This is a genomic window from Paenibacillus glycanilyticus, from assembly GCF_051200795.1.
Classification (GTDB): domain Bacteria; phylum Bacillota; class Bacilli; order Paenibacillales; family Paenibacillaceae; genus Pristimantibacillus; species Pristimantibacillus glycanilyticus.
In genome coordinates this window covers 1,691,197-1,715,295 of the sequence record NZ_CP195155.1, presented here as the reverse complement: position 1 = coordinate 1,715,295, position 24,099 = coordinate 1,691,197, and the positions used below count along the sequence as shown (strand labels likewise).

Sequence of the window (24,099 nt, the reverse complement as noted above, 5' to 3'; positions counted from 1 at the left end):
TTGTCAAAATTGACATATTCGAATCTATCCGAAGACAAAGAAAAGCCGGGTCAACAAGGACCCGGCTTTCCCTATTATAAGGGCAGCTTTTTCGTTCTGACAATGGAAACATTCCCTGTTAAGGCTTCAGGCAGCTGAACATCAAGCTCAATCTCTTCCGGAGCCAAAATTCGAAGGGACATGGCGTCATTCGCAATGCTCCATTCCACCTCGATGGTTCCTCCGTTTGGAAGCGGTACTGCGCCTCTTGCCCATTTCAAATCGCATGGAGCCGGCTCGATCCTCACTTTGCTCCAGCAGCTGTTCAGCCGTTTGACTCCAAGCACGTTGCGTCCCAGGAAATAAGCCGGGCCAGCAGACCACGCATGACAATGGCTGCGGGTAAGCAACTCGGCATTGGCACGATTTTCCGTAAAATTCGGGTACATCTCCCAGCATGTCGTTGCATCGTTTGCGATCATCAAGCCGTAATTGCGGCGGATATCGTCAAGCATGGCGGGGATATGCCGCATCGCTTCCAGCGCTTCATAGTAGAAGAACGACATAAACGGACTGCCGATCTGCACAAACGAAGCCGGAGGCTGAAGGAGATACGATTCCAGCTTTGCTCTGCGCTCCCCTTGAGCGATGCCGCACAATAGAGCAACGACCTGCGTCTGCATGCTATAGATGTCCGAGCGCCGTCCGTCCGCATGAATGCAATCGAGGTAAGCTCCCCGCTCCTCATCCCATAAACGGTCATTTATGGCTTGCTCCAATAATCCGGCCGCTTCGGCAAAAGAAGCTCCTTCATCCGCTTTCCCTGCTTCGACGGACATTTGTGCCGCCTGCCGGAGCGTCTTCGTCAGAAACAGATTCTGATGGGTGACAATCCCTTCGTTCGGCTGGTCAATCGGCGCCCAGTCGAGCAGGTTCCAGCCCCGCATGTCGAGCAGCCCATCCGCATTGATATGGGTCAAATAATGCTCGAGCGTAAAGCGGACATGGGGCCACATCTCGGCGGCAAAAGCCTTGTCTCCCGTATGCTCCACATATTCCATCGTCGCGAGCACCCAGAAGAACGTCCAGTTCGGAATAACGCTCGTCCAGCCGCTTGGCACCTGATCCATATAGAGCGGGGATCTGTCCTTCGAGCCCGGAACAAGACGCAAGCAGCGTTTCACGATATCCAGCTCACCAAAAACATAATAGTTAACCAATGCCTCGTTGCGGCTGTCTCCTACCCAGTAGGTCTGCTCGTAAGAAGGACAGTCTACAAACGTATCCTCCATGCAGTTCCGGGTCGTGTGCTGGCTGATCGCCCAGATGTCGTTCAGCAGCGGGTCGGAGCTATGGAATGTTCCGGCTTCCGCAACCGGATAAGTGCTCTGCACCATATAGACCTCATGCAGATTAACAGGCCCTGCCGCTCCTCTAATGGTCAGCACCGCGTAACGGAACCCGCGCCGGACCGGCGATTCGTATTGCTGCCGGCCTTCCCGGCAAACGTATCTGAACGTATTATCGAGACCAAACGTATGCTGCCGGAAATCGGCTTTTAAATATTCAAGGCCGTATACATCCACAACCGTCCCAGCCGGAGCCTCAATCTTGAAGCCGAAAAAGCCGGTCCGCTGCTTGCCGAGATCAATGACGAGCTCGGTATCTCCGTCTTGGAAGCGAGGGATTACCGTATATTCCCGCGCTGCCGTCAGGCAGGCATTAAGACCGGAAGGCATCGCATACCGCTCGGCTTCCGGACGCCATACATTGGAGCCAAATACGTCCTGCTCGGTATAATAAACGCCTTCCAGAGGGCGGATCCAAGATTGGACGGCAGCAAGCTCCTCCATTGAAGCGGCTCCTGCCGCTTTTATATAGTTAGGCTCATTCCGGTCAATCTGCCTGTTTTCCCTTGTATCCATGTATTCCGTATCGTCAAAAGGTCCAACCAGCAGCCACGGCGTCTCCCCGGCCGGATCGGGAGAATGAAGCGAGAACTTCCGCTCCGAATGGATCGCCACGTGGTAGGCTCCCCCGTGATCCCCTTGGGTAATATCAAGCAGAAGGAAATGCTCGCCGGCTTCTAGCTCTACCTCATAGTAACGCTCCGGATCGTTTCCGTAACTCTTCTCAATCCGTTGTCCGTCGATCCAGAGCTTCTCGCCGTGGGATTGCAAAATGCCAACCGTCACCTGGCCGGCTTCGGCCAGCGAAAGCGTCGTTGCCATGTAGCCCATATATTGAATAGGATTGGCATGCTCCACCGAACCGGGAACCATTGCGTTCCGAAGATCGATAGCTGCCGTCCAGGCAGGCGGCTTGACCCGCTGGAGGGACTCAATGCGGGAAGGATACAGCTTCTCTTCCGTCAGGAACGGGATATCGCGGGGAATCAGCTTCTTCCACGGCCCTTCCCCGACTTCAGCAACGTGTGAAGCCTGCAACCAAGAAGAATCGTCGTAGGCTGTCTCCGTCCAATCGCCATCCGATTCCCTCGTATCGTAAATTTCCGCAAAGCCTTGCTGACACGACATCCGGGGAGCCGCGGTATGATGGCCTCTCAGCTTCTCCGTCTTCCAGGACGTATCCGTCGCTGCCAGCACGTCAGCGCCTGAAGCGATTTCCGCGAGAAGACCGCCCTTCCCCCGCAAATAATAGAAGTTGGTTACGCCAAAATGCAGCACAAGAACGGCAATCGTGTTCCTTCCGCCCGACTGAAGTAAATGACCGATGGAATAGGTATCGTAAAACTGCTCCTCCGGCCAAGAACGGACCGGACCTCTGCCGACTTGCACCCCGTTCACATAAGCAACGTATCTCGAATCCGCGCTAATTCGCAGCTGCGCATCGGATGCTCCCGCCCCCGGCACGTCAAACGTTGAACGGAAGCAGCGCCATTCGTTGCGAGGGCTTTCCTCCTCCCCTCCCCAAATCCATCGAGCCTTCCAAGCCGTTTCCTTCATCGTCTTTTCCTCCTCGTCCTATTGAAAGCATTTTCTGACTGCCTTGTCTTTACCGCAACTTAATTCCAGTTATTGGCGTTAAAGGAATAGAGCTCATACCTTAACTACCAAGGAGGAATAGGTTTGTCGGACAAGCTAATGGGCGCGGCAGCGATTATTACAAATACCGAAGGCAAGGTGCTGCTGGTCAAGCATAGTTATGGCAAGAACAATTGGGATCTGCCGGGAGGCAAATCGGAAGCTAACGAATCGGCGCAGCAGACTGCCGCAAGAGAAGTGGTTGAGGAGACCGGGCTGACGGTCGAGATTGGCGCGTTAACGGGGATCTATTACGATCCGGCTTATGATATGCACCACTTTGTCTTCTTGGCGGACATTCATGGCGACCAGGATCCCGTGCCAAGCTCTCCGGAAATACTGGAATGCCGCTATTGCGATCCCGCTAATCTCCCAAGGCCAATCAGCGATTTTACCAGCAACCGGATTCTTCATGCGCTAGATTCAAACCGCAAGTCTCTCTTCCATACCATTGGCCCTAGGCAATGGATTTAAGAGGATCCTCTGGTTAAAAAACAAAGCTCCTTCGCATCCAGCTCATGCTGGCATTAGAGGGAGCTTTATTTTGTTTCTTATTTTCTGCCAAGGGCTTGCCGGATGAGCTCCACTTCCTGCGTTGTCAGCGGCTCTCCCGCCGCCAACGCGTTGGATTCCACTTGACGGATATTTTTGAAGCCGGGAATGACGCATGCATTTGGAGATTGTGCCAACGCAAATTGAATAGCTGCTCTAACCAGATCCTGCGTGCTTTCGCCAAAATGCTCTTTAAGAGGCTGAAGCTGTCTGCGGATCTCGAGCAAGCGTTTCTTGGAATAGGATTGATTCGTTGAACGGATATCCCCTTCCCCAAACTTTGGAGGATGCTCCGGATCGAATTTATCAAGTAGCAAACCTTGAGCAAGCGGTCCAAATAAGACCATGCCTAGATTTTGCTCTTCCGCCCAGCGGAACAGATTGGTATTCTCCCGATCAAATTCATTGCCGAAGGCGTTGTAATGGAACTGCAGCACGTCCGGACGAGTTACGGGACATACCCGCATAAAATCGGCATAGCTGTATGCCGATTGGCCAATGACGCGGACCTTGCCTTCCTTCTGAAGCTCGCGCATCGTATCGGCTGCTTCCTCCAGATAGCGGTCTTCCGGGCCAAAGTTCGTATTATGGAAATAATAGAGATCAACATGATCCGTTCCGAGATTCGTAAGCGTCTGCTCCAGCTGGTGACGGATATGCACCGGCTGCATCGCGTTAGGTGCGGTTCCTCTGAACCATCCTACCTTGGAGGCTACAACGACGGAGTCGCGGGGAACATCCTTCAGGAACTGTCCGATTACCCGCTCCGAATGGCCGTTGCCGTATACATCCGCTGTATCCAAATGGTTAATGCCAAGCTCATGCGCTCTGCGCAAGCCGGCAAGAGACTCGTTGTCATCATTGCCCGACCAGCCAACGGGTTCACCGTCCCGCCACGAAGGACCGCCAATCGCCCAGCAGCCCAAGCTAATCTCGCTTACCTTCAATCCGGATCGTCCTAGTACACGGTATTCCATGACTATCACCTCTAAATGAAATGTGAATATTTGATATAACATATGATTCCATTCATTATAACATTAGAGATTTTGCGGAATAAGAAGTGAAAAATTATTTACTAAGTTACTCAAGGATACTGTGGGATTGCGACATCAATATGAAGACAATTGGCTTTTAACCGCAATAAAAATCCCCTCCGGGATACCGGAAGGGATGCTAACTCGGGATAATGGAAGTTTACCCTCGAAACAGGAATATTTGCTTTACGTACCTTAAGAAATGAACATCCGTATACGATGCCAGTCGTTTGTTTAGATCGCGATATTCCTCCAGTTTGTCTGAATGGCGTTTACTTCGTTCATCGATCTGCCTATCAAAGCGATGAAGCTCGCTCTTAAGCCGGGTTCTGGCAGCCTCCAATTCACTCGTTAAGGAATCCAGCTCAGGATGATGGGCCTGCTTGATCAAATCTAATTTTTCCTGTGCTTCGGTTTTATACGTTTGTTCCGCATCGGTTAATTTTGATTTTCGACCCTTATACTTTAACGCTATGGCAGAGATTTCACTGTGAGGAAGAACTGCAGGAATTTTAGTCCGGTACTTGCGTTCGATTTTTCTTTTCCAGTCGACCAGTGCCTTCGCTTGAGACCGGCTCATGCCTACATGAACCGAACCGCCGTTTTTTAAAATCAAATAGGCCCTATCGATTTGTTTGCGGCCATAGGACTGATTGATCGTAATGTCCATGAAATCGGCCGGCGTTCGAATTCCGTTCGTTCTTAAACGGCGCTTCATTTCATCATCGATCTCCGGAATTTTTTCCTGGCTTATCTTATGTTTCGTTATTTGCTCTTCCAGCCATGTTTTTTGGAATGAGGCCAATTTGCCGGACAGCTCCGTTTTTTCCTCATGGTCAATGTTCCGTCTTTCGCCAAATAACCCGTTTAAATGAATATGAAGCTCCTTCTCCACCGCTTCCTTTTCATGCCTTTCCCGATAAGCGGCTTCCTCGAGCTTTTGTACGCAATCGTAGATCGATTCCTCTTCCATTTGACTAAAGTTTTGCTTGTTATCGTTTAATTCCTTCAATTCGCTTCTCAGTTCGGACAGGACAAGCTCCAGCCTTTTTATGTTTTCGCGCGTTTCTCTCTTTTCCCGGACGGCGGGAACCTTTCCGTAACGCCAGCTTAAAAAGGCCATCTCCGTTCCAAAACCTATAATCGAACAGAAGAGTAGCGCTGCAACCGGGGCACTTCCGTAGAAAGCAGCCGCGGCTAGCGCTGCCGCGAGTAAAATCAGGTAAGAAACGAAGCTGTCCCGCAAAAACAAATACGTTGATCGCTTCTTGCGCGGCGCCCTGTCCAACGTAATATGGTCCAACACCCAGGACGTCCCGCCGGAATACGAGGTTTCCGGCGGCGATATGACGGCAGCCTTCCTTGGCATTCGCTTCAAGAACCGATCATACAAGACGATTAGTGAAGTCTTAAAAGCCGTATTTTTGGAGGTGGATGAGATATGGAGGCTTGAAGGCTGCATATCCTTCTCTCCCTCAGAATCGGGCTTGGGGAGTCTAGGCACCTCCGGTACTTCCATTGCCGCGAAAACGCGAAGAGCGTTTGCTGACTTGCGTATCGCTTCTTCCTCAACCATCGTCAGTAATTCGAACGCCCGTGAAACATCCGGACTAACAAAGTCATTCCGCCGAAAAAGAAGGCTTTCCTCCGCCTCACCCGCTTCAAGCGAATGCCATAATGAGGGATCGGAACGAACAGCTTCGATCGATATCCAAATCACCCATGCCGCAAAATGATCGATATAGGGGCCGAAATGTCCTTCATTCCTTCCCGGGTGTTGGTAGTTCCGATGACCAAGCTCGTTGCTTGGCATGCCGCTTAAAGCGGGGACATACATCCCGTCGTAATCGATCAGAATGATTTCATTATTGTGGATCAATATATTTCCATGCTGCAAATCGCCATGCCCGATATTGGCCAAGCTCAGCTCGCGGGTCATTATGATCCATTTATCGGAGAGTTCCTGCAGCAGGTCGGCACGATGCAGGTTCCGCTCCATGTAATCGAGCAGCGACTCTCCTTCCACCCACTGCATTTTTACGATCGGAAACCACTGGCCGTTAATGTTGATGCCTTCGGAAAGATATTCGAATGGGACGAGATAAGGAAGAGGATTGGAGCGTAAATGCAAGCTGATGGCATCGTAGCGGATCTTCTGATCCTTCACATTGTTAGTGAAGCACCTGACCGCCCACTCTCTTTCGCCACAATTCAGTTTGTACACGCTGGCGAAGCTTCCCGATATCGGACGGGGGAGGCCGAGCTTATCCAATTCAGGAAGGCCAGCCTGCAGATCCGGGTCCTTGAAGCAGATACGCGGATTTTGGATGGCTTCCCTATAATCCTGCGGAGTGGGCCAGAACAATAGCCTCACTTCCCTTTAACCAGTTTTAGACGAATGAACGTAACATCATCATTTCTAAGATAGAAACAGCCTTCACGATGAGGCCGCCGTCTTTCTTCATGCACGAGAGTGTTAAAGTCGCTCTCGCCGGCCAGCTTTTGTATGATGCTTATTACGTTGCTATCTTCCTTGTATCGAGTGAGCAGCCAGCAGGCTAGGGCATCGGTCATCAACCAGAACTCGTCTCCCGCTTCCGCGGTACCGCTCCATTTGCGAACAAACGCATGAAGCTGGACGTTATTGGCGGCGTTACTCGAGATGAGAACAGGACGACTCCCGAAATCATCGGCTGTGCTTAAAGGAAAGGAAGCGAGCATCGTATCCTCTCGAACATGAAAAATACAGCTGTCGCCGACCGCAATCGCGTCAAATGCCGCGGACTCCGCATCCACCGCGAATCGGAACGTGATCCCCGCTAATGTGGAAAACGCCCCGCTGCAGAGCTTCTCTTGCGCATACCAGGGGAGGCTTTTGCCGCTGGTTTTTTTCTTCCAGGCTTTCGATAATGGGGAGACTGATCTATGGATCTGGTTATCTCCCAATCTGCCAAGGCAATAACCCTTTACGAGCAATCTCGCCCATAGTTCAGCAAACGAGGACTCGCTTGCCCCATCGGCTATTGCGAATCTACAGCATGTGGTCTCCTTGTCAACATGCGTGCTGCTATGGGAGGCATCCTCGTATTCATCGGTGCGATTTCCTGCCTTCGGCAATAGAAAACATTCGCTTTCGATTCGCATAGCTTTAAGCTCTATCGCAGATTGGCCGGACGCGTTCCGATATCAAGCGCCTGGATCACGAGAGTCAAATCCGCATTGAGGACAAAACCTCTCGCTCCATCAGAAAGATTCAAGTCGTATTCCTGATTGGCGACTCGGATCATAAAAGGCGTCAGCGAACTTGAGCCTTCGTAAAGCATTCTGGAATACGCGTCAGGCAGCGCGTCCGCGGTTTCCGGAAAGCGGAGCTCCACCGCGCTTGGACTATCGGATATGTGCAGGTTGAATAGCAGGACATTTCCGTCATCGGTCGAGAGTGCTCTAATTTGTTCCATTTCAAGTGTAGGATCGCCGTCGGTCGATTCCCCATCCGTGATATGAATGACAACCGGCGGAAAACAATGCGTGTACTCGCTGATCCATTGAGTCAGAACGGTTTGAGCCGTTCTCATCGCTTCGCACATCGGCGTGCCTCCGTTTGCAACGGGCTCAAACCAGACCGGAAACTTGACGAGCTGATCAACCAGTCCGCCTGCCCCATCCGGCACTTTTTTCAACCGCTTATCCAGCTTTGAAGGGTTATCGGCAATTTCGCTAATTGGCACCACTTCTTTCCCCGCTAAAACACCTCCGAACGCCGGACCGACTCCGGCGCCGTAGCCAATTACGCCGACATGATAGTAATCGCGTATCCCTTCCGACTTCGCGCACTTGATAACGAGATTTTGCAATAACCGGTTGATGGCGTCCGAAACGCTCTCGGACTTCGTGCTTGCCCCAAACGGATCGGACATCGACCCGGATTGGTCGATAATAAACAAGATACACGATGGATTCGAACGGCTGATTTCAGCTGAATACATGCGCTCACCCCTCCTAATAGATACATAGTTATACCTATTCGAAAGGGGACAAAGTATTGACAATAAATCATTAATAATGACTCTAGCATCATTCAAAATCCCCGATGTTGCTGAAGTTTCATGGTTCTACTTGGAGTTTTTTCAATTCGTCGATAATTTCCTGAGGCTCCATTCGTTTCATGAAGTCCGGATTGACGTACGCACGGCGGATTATCCCTTCTTTATCTATAACAAACGTCGCCGCAAGCGGCAAAATCCAGCGATCGGTTCTGTTGAACACGGTCAGATCCAAACCAAAATTCGAGAAGGCGTCCTGTAGGTAATCGGGCAATTCATACAAAACACGGTAACTTTCAGCGACTCGGCCGTTCAAATCACTCAGTACCTGGATAGTCAGATTCTCCTTCTCTTTATGCGACAACGAATTGTCGGGGCTTTGCAAAGATACAGCAATGAGCCGGCCGCCAAGCTTCTCAATATCCGGCAGCGATTGTTGGTAAGCCCGAAGCTGAATATTGCAGAACGGACACCAGCTGCCGCGATAGAAGGTTAGAACAACCGGTCCCTTCGCAAGCTCGTCATATAGGTTCACTTGCTCATCGAGCGGATTGGTTAGCGTAAAATCAGGAGCTTTGTTCCCTTCCTTTAAACCGAAAACAATACCAGAACCCTGTTGCTCCTTAATGTGCCGAAAAACCTGCGAGTACACCTCTTCAGGTGCTTTGGCGATAAAGCCTTCCTTCGCTTGATCCAATTCATCTTGAACCGCCATTGTACAACACTCCTTTTTTGTTTTGTTCATATAACCATTTAAGGTTCTGATTTGTGACATCAACTTTCCGCCCTTCTTAATCTAAGACTGAAATAATACTAAAAGAACCTGCGGCAGAGTTTTCGCCGGCGTCCACCACGCAGCATAAATTTGTGTAGTTGATGCTTTTTCATTTATGAATCTAAGTGCACCCACACTTACTTCAATAAAACAAAGCTGCAGCTGATCTTCCGATCTGCTACAGCTTTGTTGATTAAACTACTGACTATTTAAGAATTCTTCATAGGTGAGTACATCTTCAATGCTTAAAACCAATTTTACAATTTTAGTAAACGTTGGTTGATCCGTTCGCTGCGGTTTTTTGTAATACGTCTCGTATGATCTTTGGTATCTTGAAGGTAGACAGATGAATAACAAACGAATTGGAAAGGGGCATTCGACAAAATGGCAACATCCGATGCAGTGGTTTTTTTCGATTTTACCAACTCCCAGGAGTGGGAGTTATGGCTGGCAGAGCATAGCGACCGGAAAGACGAGGCCTGGATTCGGGTCGCCAAAAAAGGTACTGGAATCCAGTCGATCACCATTGAGGAGGCGCTCGACTGTGCACTGTGTTACGGCTGGATCGACAGTCACAGGCGGTCATTCGACGAACGATATTATTTGCAACGCTATTCTCCTAGGCGCTCTAAGAGTCCTTGGTCTAAGGTCAACGTAAAGAAAGCGGAGCAGTTGATTGAGACCGGACAAATGAAGGAACAAGGGTACGCGGAGATTCGCCTCGCGCAAGCTGACGGTCGATGGGATATCGCATACGAATCCCAGAAGACGGCGGAGATTCCGCCGGATCTCGCAGCCGCGCTAGAGTTGCATACGCAAGCGAAGCAGGCATTCCATCGGCTCGACAAGACCGCCCAGTACGCCTTATTCCTGCCTATTCTGAAAGCAGCGACATCCAGCGTCCGATCAACTCGGTTGCGGAAAGTGATCGCCAAGCTGGAATACGTTCGTTAAACTTGATCGCTTATAGGCGATGCAGGATCGCGGAGTTCTCTTTTGTATTGCGCCGGTGTCTTGCCCAGGACGCGCTTGAAGTCCGAGATGAAGTGCTGTTGACTGCTGTAACCAAGTTCGTAAGCGATATCCGCCCAATCAGGGGCATCGTATAAGCGAATGGACGAAGCGGCTTTCAGCAGTTTGTTCCTTTGGAGCTGCCACTTAATCCCGATACCAACGTATGTCTGGAATAGCTGCTGGAGCCATCTTTCACTCATTCCGGACCATTGCGCCACTTCCTTTACGGTCTGCATGCCATCCTTTTCGATAGCCTCGATAATGCGGCTTACGATCGCGATTTGAGGGTCGTCTTGCGGGTTTTGGGCTTGTAAAAGATCGGCCAGCTCGCCGACGGCGGCGGCATCTTCCAAGGAGAGCGTACGTTCAACGAAAGCTTGATCAGCATCTGGGAAAATGTCCTGCAAAGCGATCTTCCCATTATGCAGTCCCGCCAACGACCCTTTCCGAAACGCGTGGAACGCGCCGGGATGAAACCTTGCGCCGATAATGCGACCTCTGTCAGCCGCTTCGTAATCCCGCCGATTCCGGTACGTGCACTGGATGCCTGATTCCGGCAGAGAGACGAATACGTCAACGTAGGGGCGGTGCATGACCTGCTCGGAAATATATGGATGGCCCGTCGTGTTGTGCCATTGAATCGTCCAGAAATGAAGGACGAACGGAGATAAGCCAATTGGCGGCTGATACGTATCGAATGCGATGTGATGCTCGAACCCAGCGGGATCCATTTGCCCGAGAGACTTATAGCCGGATGCGGATTTTTGTAATACAGTACCCATGACATCACCTACAATCGTTATATACTTTCCAATTTACCATAAATAAAGGAGAAATAAACAATGATAAACACAACAACTTTAAGAGGAATGGCCAACGTTAGCTTCTGGGCGGAGGACGTGAATGAGGCGAGGACTTGGTATACGAATCTACTCGGTGCGGAGCCTTACTTTCAAGCCCCGAATCCGAAAACTCCCGCGTATATCGAGTACCGGATCGGCGATTACCAGAACGAGCTCGGGATCATTGATAAGAAGTATGCACCTCCGGCAGCTAATATGGCGGGATCAGGTGGTGCGACGCTGTACTGGCACGTGGACGACGTTGCCTCTATGCTGAAGAAGTTGAAAGAGCTTGGTGCTACGGAATACGAACCACTGACCGAGCGTGGCGTGAATTGGTTAACTGCGTCGGTAGTAGATCCGTTCGGCAACATTATCGGCTTGATTCACAGCCCGCATTATCGGGAAGTATGGAGTACCTTGCAGCAGGAGCAAAGCGAATAAACATGACCCCGTCTGTAGCCTGCTGAATTCGCTCATTGAGAGTGCTCAATTACTCAAGCGATTCAAACAGGCTGCGGATAAAGGTTTCTGACAATCTACAAGTGAAAAATTGACAAGACCAGCGAAGCAGCGATCTCGGCATAGATATGCGGATTCGCTCACTTAACCCTCATCACGTATGAATCTCTATATTCTTGCGGTGAGCAGCCTGTTGAGCTTTTGAAGAACCTTGTAAAGGAGGTAGCTGATTCATAACCTACTTGTCTGGCAATCTCATGTATTTTAATGTTTTCATTCACTAACAATTCTTTGGCTCTTTGAATTCTGGCTGCATCAATGAATTCCGTTAAATTCTTTTTCGTTTCTTGCTTAAATATTCTTGATAAATATGAGGGGTTTAAATACACTTGCTCGGATAATCGAACAAGAGACAAATCCTCACCGAGATGTGAAACTATAAAATTTTGAATAAACGAGATTACATTATCAGCCCTTCTTTTTTGCTCTAGCTTTTGAAGTTCAAAAACGCATACGGAAAGCTTTCTTATATAAGTGACTGCATCGGCCCAACTACAAAAACTAACCGTATTAACAAACCGGATTTCACCTATTTTGCTGATTACCTTGTCACGCAATCCCCAACGATTCATATAAGACAATAAGCACATTGAAATAGAGCAATACACTTGCTGGGCAACCAGATTATTTTTATTTTTTATCAAGCTTAAAGGCAGCAAAATTTGCTCCAGCTCTTCAAAATACTTATCCTTCAGCCCTGATTCTAAATATTGCTCTATGAAAGTAAACAAATTCGTAGTTGTAAGTGACAGTAATTTTTGCTCTGCTTCAAATTCCTCATCGTCAGGGCATTCCGCTTTATTCTCCGCTGCAGCAGTCGAGGGCACTTCATCATCTACTAATAATACCGTATTCTCTGTTCCAATTCGGTAATTCAAAAGGGAATGCAAGGCATGATATTGCTGCGAGATATCATTCCATGTCGTCGGTTTACTGCCAACGGTAAAGCTGATAGAATGATTGAGCTTATCCTGGCAGCTTTGCTGGACGGACTCAAGCATTCCCTTTATATAGTGTAAAGTATGGACATAATCCTCCGTAGCCGGGTTTACGTTTTCCTTCGGTTGTATAAGGATCGTAAATCTAAAATGATCGTCTAAAATGATGACGCATTTCAAATTAGAGGTAAGATACCGCTTTATCATTTGTCGAACAGAGTAAATTTGCTGTATTTTCTCTAAATAGTTATCGTCTTGGAGCGATAGATCATCTAATTTACCTACAACAAGGATAACAGGGGCTTCATCCGTAATGGGCAGAGAAAGCTGGTCAAATTGCTCCTTCGTTGCCTTTACCATGGAGCTCCCCTTTAATAAGTTAAGCAGATAACCTTCCTGAAACAGTTCCAATGCGATGTGAATTTTTTCTTTGGCTTCTCTGATGAGATCACCGGTTTTGATTTCCTTACGGATTTTGAACACCGTCTCCTCAACAACTTGTATGATCTTATCGATATCCTCCAGTTTCAGAATATAGCTTACATCGGGATGCTGGATCGCTTTATAGATATAACTAAACTCGCTGTGACCCGTTAAAAAGATGATTTTGCATTGCGGCCACTGCTTAAATATTTCATCCATCAGTTGCAGCCCGTTAATATTCGGCATATCGATATCCGTTAACACAATATCCATACGGGTGCGATGCAGCCACTCTATCGCTTCTTCACCGCTATATGCCTTATACACGTCAAGCGATAAGTGGTCCATCCCTCTAAATACCTCAAATAAATGATTAACTATAATTTCCTCGTTATCTACAATCAAAAGTCTTAACATGGCTACTCCCTCAGCTTAGCATGAATTTGCAATCTGACTAATAATCCGCCCAGCTCACTTCTTGCTACCTGCAGCCCATACTCCTCACCATAGATCAGTTGCAATCTTCGATGAATATTGTTCAGCCCAGACGATTCGCTGCTGTGTGCTTCCATGAATTGTTTTTCTAGATCCAGCAATTTTTCATCGGTTAATTGCTTTCCATTATCCTCGACAAAAATCGATAGCTTATCATCTGTCGTTTGGAAATAAACCCGAATGGTGACGAGACCTTTTGAATGCTCTACCGCATATTTAAAAGCATTTTCGATAATTGGCTGCACGATTAATCTAGGGACGCTGATTTCCTTAAAGAAAGGCGGACAATCTTCAAATTCAATCGTCAGCTTGCTTGGATAACGCATTAACTGAATATCGGCATAGGTTCTTGCATGCTCAATTTCCTCATACAAAGAAATAAAGTCGGAGTCATTTTTCGTAATAAACTGAAAATATTCCCCTAATAGCTTGGTAAAAGGAATCAAATTCTCATCCTTTACTTTCGCCATCATGTTCATTAAGAAAAAGCTATTGTATAAGAAGTGGGGGCTGATTTGAGATTGAAGATGCTTTAACTCGGCTTTTTGTTCAAGAATTTTATGTTTATACACTTGATCAATGAGATTCGAGACGTTTTGAACCATGGAATTAAAGCCCTTGTTTAAGTAATCAAATTCATTGTTGTGATTCACTTCGACTTTGACATTGAAATTACCCTTTTCAACACTGCGGAACGATTTCACAAGCTCCTTCATCGGACGTTGAATTAACTGGTAGGTGTAAGCATAGATAAACGTGACAAGGATAAGTACTACACCCGTAAACACCCATAGCCACACGTAAAATCCTTTTGTCGGAACTAGTACAGCATCTTTAGGTATGAATCGAAACAGCACCATATTTAAGTATTCGGATTTCTCCGCGATGATGAACGTGTCGCCATGACTAATCACTTTGCCAATTTTGAATTCGCTTTCATTTCTTGCGAACGAATGAACAACATCGTCGAACATGTGATCCTCGTCGCTATATATCGTTAACCCGTTTGTTAGATCCAGCAAAATCGACTGACTGTCGGGATAAGTATCGAACTGCTTTAACGCTTCCCGGAATACTTCCGTATTTAGTTCGATTTCGATCATAAACAAAGGGCTTAACCCCATGTTGCCCGATAGAAATGTACTGAGATGAAGGTTCCCATTATACATTAATAATTGAGCGCCCTTCATCCCTTCCGGAATTCTTAATGCTTCAAATTTGTCCCTATTCAAAGCGCCCACTGATTTTTTGGAGGAAATGGTCTTTTGTATAGGGTAAATATGCGCACTAACATTTGAAATATAAGCATTGCTATTTTGTATGGATACCAGGCGATGATGCAGCTTTCTCATACTCTCCATCTTTTCGTAATCGTCCATAATCGTATATCGTATCGCAAGCTTATTTAAATCCTCATCATTTAAAACATCATATTGCAATATTTTTATTCGATCGATTTCTGCCTCCAGCCCCTCTAAATAAAAGGTAACCTGAGCCGTCGTTGATTTGTAAATTTCATCTTTAACCGTCTTTAAGCTCCAGTTGTACATATAAATACCTAAAGCGACAATGACCAAGATTGCGGCTAAAAATGTAGCCATTAATCTAACAAAAATGCTAGATTTAATTGCCACCCCCTCCTTCTATTTCTTTTCCTACATATTAACAAAAAATCATAGCACAAAACATGACTATTTGTTTCATCGCTAGCGGCCTCATGGACGGCTGATCGCGATCAGCCTTTAACACTGCCTAGAACCATACCTTTTACGAAATACTTCTGTAAAAATGGATAAGCGCAAATGATCGGCAGAGCACCTAAAAAGATCTGTGCGGACTTTAACGTTTTATCGGAAATTTTAGCCATTACTTTCGCTTCCTCAGGTGTTAATGTCGTAAATGATTTTTGCACAACAACCGTTTGCATATAGCTTTGCAGCGGATAATTGCTTGGATTATTCATATAAATGAGCCCATCAAACCAGCTATTCCAATGACCAACCAATGAAAACAATAAAATCGTTGCAATAGCCGGCATGGATACCGGAACATAAATGCTCCATAACGTTCTCCAATGGCCTGCTCCGTCTATAAATGCGGATTCGCTTAATTCCTTTGGGGTTAGCCTAAAGAAATTTAAAAGGACGATTACGCTAAATACAGGTACCGCACCAGGCAATATTAATGCCCAAACCGTATCGATGAGTCCTAATTCCTTGACCAGCATGTAGGTTGGGATTAAACCGGCACCAAAAATCATCGTGATGAAAAAGGTCCATGCATAGAAGGCTCGAAAACTAAAGTCTTTCTTTTCCTTGGATAAAGGATAGGCAATCGTTGTCGCTAACACCACATTAATTGCGCCGCCAAGAGCGATGCGCTGCAGGGATACAAGCATGGAGTCCCAAAAGGCTTTACGCTGAGCAACAAATTCATAGGAGGTTAATGAAAACTCTTTGGGCCAAAAGGTTACCGTACCGGTAGACGCAATCGCGCTTGACGATAAGGATATCGCTAAAATATGAATCATCGGAAGCACGCAAACCGCAGCGACCAGAAGGAGAAAGATATTGTTAATGACTAAAAACCAGTCTAGTTTTTTTTTGATTCGCATTCCTATACCTCCTAAAAGATTCGATAATCGGCAAATTTATAAGCAAAAAAATAAGAGGTTGAGACAAGGATCAATGCAATGACGGATTTAAACAAACCGACTGCCGTAGCTACGCCAAACTGCGCATCCAACAAACCGATCCGATAGACGAAAGTATCGAGTATGTCTCCACTCTCATAGACCATCGGGCTGTACATATTAAAGATTTGGTCAAAGCCTGCATTCAGAAGATTCCCTAAGCTCAAGACCATCAATAATACGATAACCATCTGAATGCCGGGTAAGCTAATGTGTATCGTCTGCTTCCAACGATTCGCCCCATCCATTTGAGCCGCCTCGTACAGATTCGGATTAATCCCGGTTAACGCAGCAAGATAAATAATCGTTCCGTACCCGAAATCCTTCCACGTATCCGTTAATATCATCGTATACGGGAACCACTTATTGTCACCCAAAAAGAATATGGAATCAAAGCCAAGCTTATTAATCAACGTATTAATAAGTCCATTTGTAGGGGACAGGATGTCGATAAAGATGCCGCCCAATACGACCCAGGAGAGGAAGTGCGGCAGGTATATTGCCGTTTGAATGCTGCGCTTCAATAGGACATGCTTCATTTCGTTTAACAGCAACGCAATCACGATGGGAACAACTAAGCCCAAGATGACCTTCAAAGACGCAATATAAAAGGTATTCCACAAAATATTGTCGAAATTGGGCAGGCTCATCACATATTTAAAATTTTTCAAACCGACCCATTGTTGATCGCCAAAGAGCCTTTTAGCCGGAATAAAGCGTTGAAACGCTATAATAATGCCAGCCATAGGAACATAGCTAAATAGGATGACGAATAGAAACCCTGGCAAGATCATGAGATTTAACGGCAATTCTCTTTTTAATTTTTTTAAATTCAGCTCAATCACCTTCTCCTATGGATTAAGAAAATGGAAAGCAAGGATGCTCCTTGCTTTCCATAACGTGTTATTTGTTTGATGCGTACCACTCATTGACTTCTTTCGTGATGTCTGTTCCGCCAACTTTATACCAGTTGTCTACGAATTTATCGAAATCATCCAAAGGCACCGCACCCATAATAATTTTGACGAATGTTTCTTTCTCCAATGCCTCTAATGTAGATTTTCTTTCAGCCATCGTTTCTGTCGGCGGACCGGCAAACGCTTCATACTTGAATCGTTCGTTATCCATATAATTAACCCCATGCCTGTAAACGCCCTCTGCTCCGTAGATCTTAGGCCAACCCCATTGCGAAACATCCCCGTCTTCGAAAGCTTTAATATTGCGATAAATAGCTAATGCTTCACCCGTTAAGCTGTCAAAGCTATTATCTTTTCTAGCCTTTTCGATTTCTTGGAAAGCTCGAATGTTTTTAAATGCTGACGCAGGCTGAACCGGGGAATACTTCCACACCCCTACGCTATCATTTGCTGCCGGCATGTAATAGTAGTCAAAATCTCCTGTTTTGCCCCAGTTAAGCTCCACGTGTAAATTGAACATTTTGATAAGCGCCTCAGGGTTAGAGAATCCCTTTCTTACTACCCAATAGCTGTCCGCTTGGAATCTTTGCGGAGAAAGGGCCGGTTTACCGTCTACGGAAACAAGAGCATAACCTACCCAGTTGGCATTTGGATCATTTTGATAATTGCTGATGAGCGGATACATGGGATTCCATTGAGCGCCAAAATCAATGCCGATTTTACCGGCTGCAATACTCTCGGCTACTTTGCCACCGTCTTTAACCCCGAACTCTTTATCAAGCTGACCTGCCTTATACATATCAGAAAGCGCTTTCAATGATTCCTTAACTTCAGGGAGCGTGCTGCCCCAAACTAACTTTCCTGAGCCGTCATCAATCCACATATTCGGATAAGCATGGTAGCCTGCAAAAAATCCTTCCAAGCCCATTGCGCCGCCGTATAAATCTTTTGTTAAAGCTAAGCCATACGTATCATTTACCTTGTTCCCGTCTGGATCCTGTGTTGTAAACGCTTCGGATATTTTCAGCACATCCTGCAGGGAGGTTGGCTCAGGAAGCTGTAATTTGTCTAACCAATCCTTGCGGATCCATAAATAAACACCATCACCGTAAACGTCAGCCTTACCAAGTCCCACAATCTTTCCGTTAACTGCAGCAGAATTAAGCACAGCCGGTCCTTGTTCAGCGTAAAGTTTCTTTAGATCTTCCGATGCGTACTGCTCCCAATATGGCGTTAAATCCTCGATTAAATCCGCTTCGGCTAGCTGCTTCATTTGCGCTGGCGTTACGCGAAGCATATCTGGCAAGTCACCGGATGTTAACGTAACATTCATTTTTTGGGTATAAGCATCGCCGGTGCTAACTGTCCAGTCATACGTAACATTAATGCCTAGCTTCTCGGAAAACGCTTTCAACCATCTGTTGCTTTCAATCGTTTCTCCTGGAGTTTTAGGAATGATATTATCTTGGGTGTCATTGTCAACATCACGAGTAAAGCGAATCGTAAGCGGCGTTTCATACTTGCCGAACGGATCAGCATCTCCGGAAACCGATTCCTTCGGTTCATTGTTGCCCGTACTACTGTTGTTTGCTGGACTTTGAGTTGGAGTATTCGACTGCTTCTCGGGTGAATTGGAGCTGCATGCTGAAATAAAGCCCGTTGTAAGCATCAGCGATAACATAAGAAGTATTGCTTTTGAAGACGGTTGATTTTTCTTCACCTTAAAACCCCTCTCATATAGTGTGAATACTAAGCACATTTTAAATTCTATGTTATTTTTTACTGATCGTATATTTTCAATTTGTTACTTCATTATCATCTCTTTACTCCATGCCATCCCCCTATGCTTCCACTTTTTTAGATCGTTGTCATTTTTTTACCTTCTCGTCTAAAGCACGCATGCCCGTTTCAAAACAAAAGCTGCAGCAGATCCTCCGGTCTGCTGCAGCTTTTGTGATTAAGCTATAGTTGATATCGCAACTCCGCTGCTCTTCATTTGACTGTAGAGCCGTTTAAACTAGTGTCTCCCATAGCTTAAAGATAAAAAGGCTTTATTTTCATCCGGTAAACTCCTGCCTCACCGAGAAAATCATTTCTTGTTAATCCCTTTTCTCCAAGCAAAATCCGATAATTCGTTATGGTACCATCATGTGAGATAATCAATACTCTCTTATAACTTTCCGGGATCCAATCTAATAATTGCTTTGCATACCCTTCGAAAACCTCTTGGTCTATCCTATTTATACCTTCCTTCCAACAGTCCAAATTAAAATCAAGAATTTTTACATCTCCATATAGGTTTGTAATCTCAGTTTTAGAAAGGATCTGATCACAAGATAGAAAAAGGGATTCTTGATTTTGTGGGAACATTCTTGGACCAACAAAAGGGGAAATAATGAAGTCTAAGCTTTCGTGTAATATCGAAGCTGTTTCAATTGTACGTTTGGTAGGACTTACAAGCATCAAATCATCAGGGTTAATTCTTACTTTGTCTCGCAGTTGAGCTACCTGAAACTCGCCGTATTCCGTCAGACTAGGGTGTAAAGTATTCAACCGATTGGGATAATCGTTGAGGTGTTCTCCGTGACCGTGTCGAATAAATAGAAACTCCATCTATCTGCCCCCTAGCTTTATAACTCCAATGGCTAATCACCTATAAATGCTTTTCATAGAAAACCATTGTCATTTTGTCGTTAATTACTTTTGTTGCACCTGTTTTTTTATAGCCTAGCTTCTCATACAAATAACAGTTTCCTTTCTCTTGTAGGATGGTACCCAACTTCCATGACTTTGCATCATCATATATCTGCTCAACCAATGTAAAAACTTTTTGAGCTATACCTTTTCCTTGATGTTCTGGCAGTATAAAAATTGGGCTAATACTATAAATTTGATTATCTTTTTTCACGACTCTAATTCCACCAACAGCAGCCTCAAGATAATGAATGATGAAATAATCCGTAAAAGATTGATTGATTTGAGTGATAATTCTTTCTAAGGTTTCATTGGCGGGGCTTGTTTCAAAATCCTGATATTTTTCCAACAAGGGCATAAACGCTTTGACCTTCATTTCATGAATATTCACTGCATCTTTTAAATCTGCTTTACATAATGAAACCTCCATCATCAAATATATCCCTCCGCATCAGCTATTATTTGAATGGAATCATGATTATGGTTAAAGATCTCTCGGAGTAAGCGTTTCCATAGATTCTATATTTTGACAGGTTGTAAACCTGGTAAATATACAACATCATATAGTTGGGCGTTTGTCAAACTGACAATGTGTCCGAATACGATGCGGTAAGCCCTAGGCGCACCGGATCGAAAAATAAGGAGGATTTTCATTTATGTCAAAACGATTTGGCAGAATGCTCGCGTTCCTCTGTTGCTTGGTAATGGTGGCGTCGCTAATGTCTGCCAGCTTTGCCGCCGCCAATGACAACAGCGAGTACGCAGAAGCACTTAATGGCGACCTCAGTTCTACAACTCTTGCAAGCTTGCAGGCGAATGAAACGCCGACCGCCATTTTCGGAACTCCCGAACTCGGGTCAAACGACCCACTGTGGGCCTTGACAATGGAACATCCCATCAACAAAAGCACTGTACCCGACGACCCTAGACCCCATGCCACGGGCACAGCCAGAATCCTTTGGGACCACGACTACCTGTATGCCCGCGTAGTTGTGGAGGACAGCAATTTATATAAGGGAGCCGGCGGAGATTACCAGTACGACAGCCTGGAGTTTTATGTCGGCAATGGATCCGGAGGCTCAAACCAATGGCGTGTCAGCGCGACGGGTGTGTTTTCAGGACAGTCCGCTCCTGGCAGAGCTGCGTGGACCCAGATCACGGATACTGGATATATCGTGGAGATGAGAATACCCAAAGGAACCTTGACCTTACAGGAAGGCAAGCTTACCTTTGAGGTCTATATCAATAACTCAACGGAAAAGGGCGGTGACCGCTATGAAGTCGTTTCCTCTTTCGGAGTTCCGGACGCGGGTTATTCCAGCGATGCTTCATTTACAGACAGCCTGCAGCTCACTTCAGCCAATGAAGCGGATACCAGATTCTCAATCACAGCCACGGCGGGACCGGGCGGTACAATAACGCCGGACCCTCCCGGCGATGTTCTGAGACTTGCTAAGGGCTCAAGCAAACAATTTACGTTTAACCCCAATCACGGCAAAATAGTGGATACCGTAACGGTAGACGGCGAGGCCGTGACTCTAACTGCTGGCACTTATACCTTTGCAAACATTGAGGCTGACCATACCATTCACGTGACATTCAAAAACGATCCGAACGCGAAGCAGCTTCCCTTTATCGTATGGAATGACAACTTCGCCCGTGGCGAGTACACGACGGCCGTCATCATTGACTTAGGCAATGGGAAGGCGGCGTTAAGCTCCGCGCTTAAACCGGGCTTGTTTACCGTATCGGCTAGGAACACGACCCTCAGCGGCGACTCGGTGACCTTTGAAGGGACGCGCAAGATCACAAGGGTATACGCCAACAACGAACCAAAAGTACGCGGCTATCTGGGCACGGTAAGCCATTCACCGGATTATCAGGAAGGACTGGCAAGCGGCCGTTACATCGTAGTTGAGTTTGAGTTTTATTCAGAGAGCGGCGGCAATATAACGCTGGACGGCAACAGTAACTCGACAAAGCAGGTTTACAACATCGTCCAGAACGACGAGATCCAACTAACAGATGGGAGTTCGCTTCGCAACGTGGTTTTTGAGCAGGACAAAGTTGTGAATCCGATCCTTGACAAGTTTACAACACCTACGGGCGATTCGGTCAATCGCGCGCTCTACCTTCACAAGGATGGCAACGGTAACGTGGTGCAACGATTGCCGCTGTATGTCTATACCCACGGCAGGTCACGCGGCGGCACAAACGCTGAAACAGACCCTAAAGCGGCCATGAAATCCGCCAATGGCTCGGTCGCTTTAATGAAGAAAATGGAGGAAAACCCTAAAAAATACGCCAGCCATATCCTGAATATTTCCTATAATGGCGTATCTACTCCCTCCACAGCCAATGTTAAGAAGGTTATAGACGACCTGATTGCCAGCGGCGCAGTAGACCCTAACCGTATTTACGTGGCCGGCTTCTCATGGGGCGGCTTATATACGAACACCTTAGTTAACGACTACCCCGGCTTCTTCGCGGCCGCAGCACCTATGTCTCCGGTAAACGGATCACCGAACGCGAGCACCAACGACGCTCACGCCAAACTGGCCTATTGGATGTTTATCAATGCGAATAACGTTGGAATATACCAGACTAACCTCGCTACCTTCATAAACACCAATATGCCGAAAATGACCAACGCGAGAGCTTCCCGCTTTGAGAGCAATGAGGCTCTTACATGGCCCTACAATCAATATGATCAGCCGAGTCAGAGGCCGAATCCGGCCAACACACCTGCCCTGCCTGATTATATAGCGCACGAGGTTGAAGCTGCGGTTCTTTACAACCAGATAACGATGGGGAATTGGAGCATTGCTCCAACGGCGCAGTCCCCTAACTTGCCGACTTGGAGCAATGACTACACAGACGTCTTTGATTGGATGTTCGCGCAGAGAAAAACGGACGGTCCTGGTGCTCCGGGCAGCTTCAAGGCAACGGCGGGCGACGGACAGGTCGCATTAAGCTGGACTGCTCCGGCTGACGACGGTGGCAGCGCGATATTGGGTTACAAGGTCTGGTATGGCAGCGTGAAGCTAGTCACACTGGGGGCAGCGGAGACCAAATATACCTTCACGGGCCTGACAAATGACCAAGCCTACACCTTCAAGATCGTTGCGGTAAATGCGAAGGGTGAAGGCGCGGAGATCAGTGCAACGGCTACGCCGACGAAGACGACAACTTCTGGTGGCAACAGCGGAAATTCGGGCAACGGGACAGACGCGGGATCGAAGTCGAACTACACTTTGAATACACCTAAGGATAAGCCCGCGGTCACAGACAAAAACGGCAACACCACCCTGCCCGGCGGCGGCGAGATCGCGATCAAGGGTGGGACGAAGATTAAGGTACCCGAAGGCACAACTATAGACTTAAACGATAAAGTGACCATTCCGGCGGGCAAGAGCGCCGAAGTGACGCTACCCGGCGGCATGTCGCTGAACCTCCATGAGGGTACGGAGCTTGTGTTAGATGACGACACCCCGCTGGGGTTCCTCGTAATGTCGGGCAATCCTTTTAGGGATGTCAACAAGGAAGACTGGTTCTACAGCTACGTAAACTTCGCCTACACATACGGTCTTTTCAACGGCACGACGTCCACGACGTTCTCACCGGGCACCTCTATGACGCGCGCGATGTTCGTGCAGGTACTAGCCAATCTTGAGAACGTAAACCGCTCCGACTACACGAGTTCCCGCTTTAGCGACGTGACGGACGGGCAATGGTACACGGCGGCAGTCGAGTGGGCAGCCGAAAGCGGCATAGTCAACGGTATAAACGCAGACCTGTTTGACCCCAATTCACCGATGACGCGCGAGCAGTTGCTGGTGATCCTGTACAACTACATGAAGTACAAGGGCTATGAGATACCTGAAAGCCAATCTAAGTCCTTCGCGGACGAGGGTGAGATGAGCTCATGGGCGCTCAAGGCCGTTCAGGCGCTGAGGGGCATCGGCATTGTATCAGGCAAGCCGAACAACCTCTTTGACCCGAACGCCACCGCCACCCGCGCCGAAGTAGCCACTATCTTTGTAAGATTCGTCGAATATATGGCTAAGTAAAAGTAAACAGAAAAATAGAAACAGCGGTAGCCTTGGACTCAGATATGTAGTCCAAAACTACC

Annotated in this window: 18 protein-coding genes; 4 read left to right on the top strand and 14 right to left on the bottom strand. The window is 47.1% G+C overall.

Features of this window, described 5'->3' with window-relative positions:
- Positions 1–74 precede the first annotated feature (74 nt).
- Complete coding sequence (locus ACR9FF_RS07700) at positions 75–2,945, bottom strand: family 78 glycoside hydrolase catalytic domain (protein WP_435170121.1); 2,871 nt, start codon at positions 2,943–2,945, stop codon at positions 75–77.
- A 123-nt stretch (positions 2,946–3,068) separates the two neighbouring features.
- Between ACR9FF_RS07700 and ACR9FF_RS07695 the strand changes: the two genes are divergently transcribed.
- On the top strand, positions 3,069–3,497 hold the full coding sequence (locus ACR9FF_RS07695; protein WP_435170119.1) for an NUDIX hydrolase: 429 nt from the start codon (positions 3,069–3,071) through the stop codon (positions 3,495–3,497).
- A gap of 77 nt (positions 3,498–3,574) precedes the next feature.
- On the opposite strand, the gene ACR9FF_RS07690 is transcribed toward ACR9FF_RS07695, so the two are convergent.
- The 5 genes from ACR9FF_RS07690 to ACR9FF_RS07670 all read right to left on the bottom strand — a co-directional run bounded on the left by ACR9FF_RS07690 (position 3,575) and on the right by ACR9FF_RS07670 (position 9,370).
- The gene (locus ACR9FF_RS07690) at positions 3,575–4,552 is read right to left on the bottom strand and encodes an aldo/keto reductase (RefSeq protein ID WP_435170117.1); all 978 of its coding nucleotides are present in this window, start codon (positions 4,550–4,552) and stop codon (positions 3,575–3,577) included.
- A gap of 220 nt (positions 4,553–4,772) precedes the next feature.
- Entirely contained in the window at positions 4,773–6,977 is a 2,205-nt protein-coding gene (locus tag ACR9FF_RS07685) for a hypothetical protein (protein ID WP_435170115.1), read from the bottom strand.
- A gap of 5 nt (positions 6,978–6,982) precedes the next feature.
- A complete protein-coding gene (locus tag ACR9FF_RS07680; protein ID WP_435170113.1) occupies positions 6,983–7,756 on the bottom strand; it encodes a protein phosphatase 2C domain-containing protein in 774 nt (257 codons plus the stop codon).
- A gap of 11 nt (positions 7,757–7,767) precedes the next feature.
- Complete coding sequence (locus ACR9FF_RS07675) at positions 7,768–8,598, bottom strand: vWA domain-containing protein (protein WP_116393811.1); 831 nt, start codon at positions 8,596–8,598, stop codon at positions 7,768–7,770.
- Positions 8,599–8,716: 118 nt separating this feature from the next.
- On the bottom strand, positions 8,717–9,370 hold the full coding sequence (locus ACR9FF_RS07670) for a peroxiredoxin-like family protein (protein WP_435170111.1): 654 nt from the start codon (positions 9,368–9,370) through the stop codon (positions 8,717–8,719).
- A 444-nt stretch (positions 9,371–9,814) separates the two neighbouring features.
- On the opposite strand from ACR9FF_RS07670, the gene ACR9FF_RS07665 reads away from it, so the two are divergent.
- Complete coding sequence (locus tag ACR9FF_RS07665) at positions 9,815–10,384, top strand: YdeI/OmpD-associated family protein (protein WP_435170109.1); 570 nt, start codon at positions 9,815–9,817, stop codon at positions 10,382–10,384.
- On the opposite strand, the gene ACR9FF_RS07660 is transcribed toward ACR9FF_RS07665, so the two are convergent.
- Positions 10,381–11,226 (bottom strand): helix-turn-helix domain-containing protein, encoded by an 846-nt coding sequence (locus ACR9FF_RS07660; RefSeq protein ID WP_435170107.1) that lies wholly within the window; start codon positions 11,224–11,226, stop codon positions 10,381–10,383. The two genes, ACR9FF_RS07665 and ACR9FF_RS07660, sit on opposite strands and share 4 nt — an antisense overlap.
- 60 nt (positions 11,227–11,286) lie before the next feature.
- Here ACR9FF_RS07660 and ACR9FF_RS07655 point away from each other — a divergent pair, with 60 nt between their 5' ends.
- Entirely contained in the window at positions 11,287–11,730 is a 444-nt protein-coding gene (locus tag ACR9FF_RS07655; protein ID WP_435170105.1) for a VOC family protein, read from the top strand.
- A 158-nt stretch (positions 11,731–11,888) separates the two neighbouring features.
- Here the strand turns inward: ACR9FF_RS07655 and ACR9FF_RS07650 are convergent, their stop codons facing one another.
- The 7 genes from ACR9FF_RS07650 to ACR9FF_RS07620 form a co-directional block, all read right to left on the bottom strand.
- Positions 11,889–13,586 carry a response regulator transcription factor gene (locus ACR9FF_RS07650; RefSeq protein WP_435170103.1) on the bottom strand — a complete coding sequence of 566 codons (1,698 nt, stop codon included), beginning with the start codon at positions 13,584–13,586 and terminating at the stop codon, positions 11,889–11,891.
- A gap of 2 nt (positions 13,587–13,588) precedes the next feature.
- The gene (locus ACR9FF_RS07645; RefSeq protein ID WP_435170101.1) at positions 13,589–15,298 is read right to left on the bottom strand and encodes a sensor histidine kinase; all 1,710 of its coding nucleotides are present in this window, start codon (positions 15,296–15,298) and stop codon (positions 13,589–13,591) included.
- A gap of 101 nt (positions 15,299–15,399) precedes the next feature.
- On the bottom strand, positions 15,400–16,278 hold the full coding sequence (locus ACR9FF_RS07640) for a carbohydrate ABC transporter permease (protein WP_201003926.1): 879 nt from the start codon (positions 16,276–16,278) through the stop codon (positions 15,400–15,402).
- An 11-nt stretch (positions 16,279–16,289) separates the two neighbouring features.
- On the bottom strand, positions 16,290–17,150 hold the full coding sequence (locus tag ACR9FF_RS07635; RefSeq protein ID WP_201003924.1) for an ABC transporter permease: 861 nt from the start codon (positions 17,148–17,150) through the stop codon (positions 16,290–16,292).
- A 109-nt stretch (positions 17,151–17,259) separates the two neighbouring features.
- Positions 17,260–18,993, bottom strand: a complete 1,734-nt coding sequence (locus ACR9FF_RS07630; protein ID WP_435170098.1) for an extracellular solute-binding protein — start codon at positions 18,991–18,993, stop codon at positions 17,260–17,262.
- Between the two features lie 314 nt (positions 18,994–19,307).
- Positions 19,308–19,886: a histidine phosphatase family protein gene (locus ACR9FF_RS07625; RefSeq protein ID WP_435170096.1), complete on the bottom strand. Its 579-nt coding sequence runs from the start codon at positions 19,884–19,886 to the stop codon at positions 19,308–19,310.
- Between the two features lie 40 nt (positions 19,887–19,926).
- The gene (locus tag ACR9FF_RS07620) at positions 19,927–20,400 is read right to left on the bottom strand and encodes a GNAT family N-acetyltransferase (protein ID WP_435172054.1); all 474 of its coding nucleotides are present in this window, start codon (positions 20,398–20,400) and stop codon (positions 19,927–19,929) included.
- Between the two features lie 223 nt (positions 20,401–20,623).
- Between ACR9FF_RS07620 and ACR9FF_RS07615 the strand changes: the two genes are divergently transcribed.
- A complete protein-coding gene (locus tag ACR9FF_RS07615) occupies positions 20,624–24,037 on the top strand; it encodes an S-layer homology domain-containing protein (protein ID WP_435170094.1) in 3,414 nt (1,137 codons plus the stop codon).
- Positions 24,038–24,099: the final 62 nt, after the last annotated feature.

Coding starts and splice junctions, on each gene's coding strand:
- ACR9FF_RS07700 (WP_435170121.1), bottom strand. CDS start 2,945: ATGAAGGAAACGGCTTGGAAGGCTCGATGGATTTGGGGAGGGGAGGAG.
- ACR9FF_RS07690 (WP_435170117.1), bottom strand. CDS start 4,552: ATGGAATACCGTGTACTAGGACGATCCGGATTGAAGGTAAGCGAGATT.
- ACR9FF_RS07680 (WP_435170113.1), bottom strand. CDS start 7,756: ATGCGAATCGAAAGCGAATGTTTTCTATTGCCGAAGGCAGGAAATCGC.
- ACR9FF_RS07675 (WP_116393811.1), bottom strand. CDS start 8,598: ATGTATTCAGCTGAAATCAGCCGTTCGAATCCATCGTGTATCTTGTTT.
- ACR9FF_RS07670 (WP_435170111.1), bottom strand. CDS start 9,370: ATGGCGGTTCAAGATGAATTGGATCAAGCGAAGGAAGGCTTTATCGCC.
- ACR9FF_RS07665 (WP_435170109.1), top strand. CDS start 9,815: ATGGCAACATCCGATGCAGTGGTTTTTTTCGATTTTACCAACTCCCAG.
- ACR9FF_RS07660 (WP_435170107.1), bottom strand. CDS start 11,226: ATGGGTACTGTATTACAAAAATCCGCATCCGGCTATAAGTCTCTCGGG.
- ACR9FF_RS07655 (WP_435170105.1), top strand. CDS start 11,287: ATGATAAACACAACAACTTTAAGAGGAATGGCCAACGTTAGCTTCTGG.
- ACR9FF_RS07650 (WP_435170103.1), bottom strand. CDS start 13,586: ATGTTAAGACTTTTGATTGTAGATAACGAGGAAATTATAGTTAATCAT.
- ACR9FF_RS07640 (WP_201003926.1), bottom strand. CDS start 16,278: ATGCGAATCAAAAAAAAACTAGACTGGTTTTTAGTCATTAACAATATC.
- ACR9FF_RS07635 (WP_201003924.1), bottom strand. CDS start 17,150: ATGATCTTGCCAGGGTTTCTATTCGTCATCCTATTTAGCTATGTTCCT.
- ACR9FF_RS07625 (WP_435170096.1), bottom strand. CDS start 19,886: ATGGAGTTTCTATTTATTCGACACGGTCACGGAGAACACCTCAACGAT.
- ACR9FF_RS07620 (WP_435172054.1), bottom strand. CDS start 20,400: ATGATGGAGGTTTCATTATGTAAAGCAGATTTAAAAGATGCAGTGAAT.
- ACR9FF_RS07615 (WP_435170094.1), top strand. CDS start 20,624: ATGTCAAAACGATTTGGCAGAATGCTCGCGTTCCTCTGTTGCTTGGTA.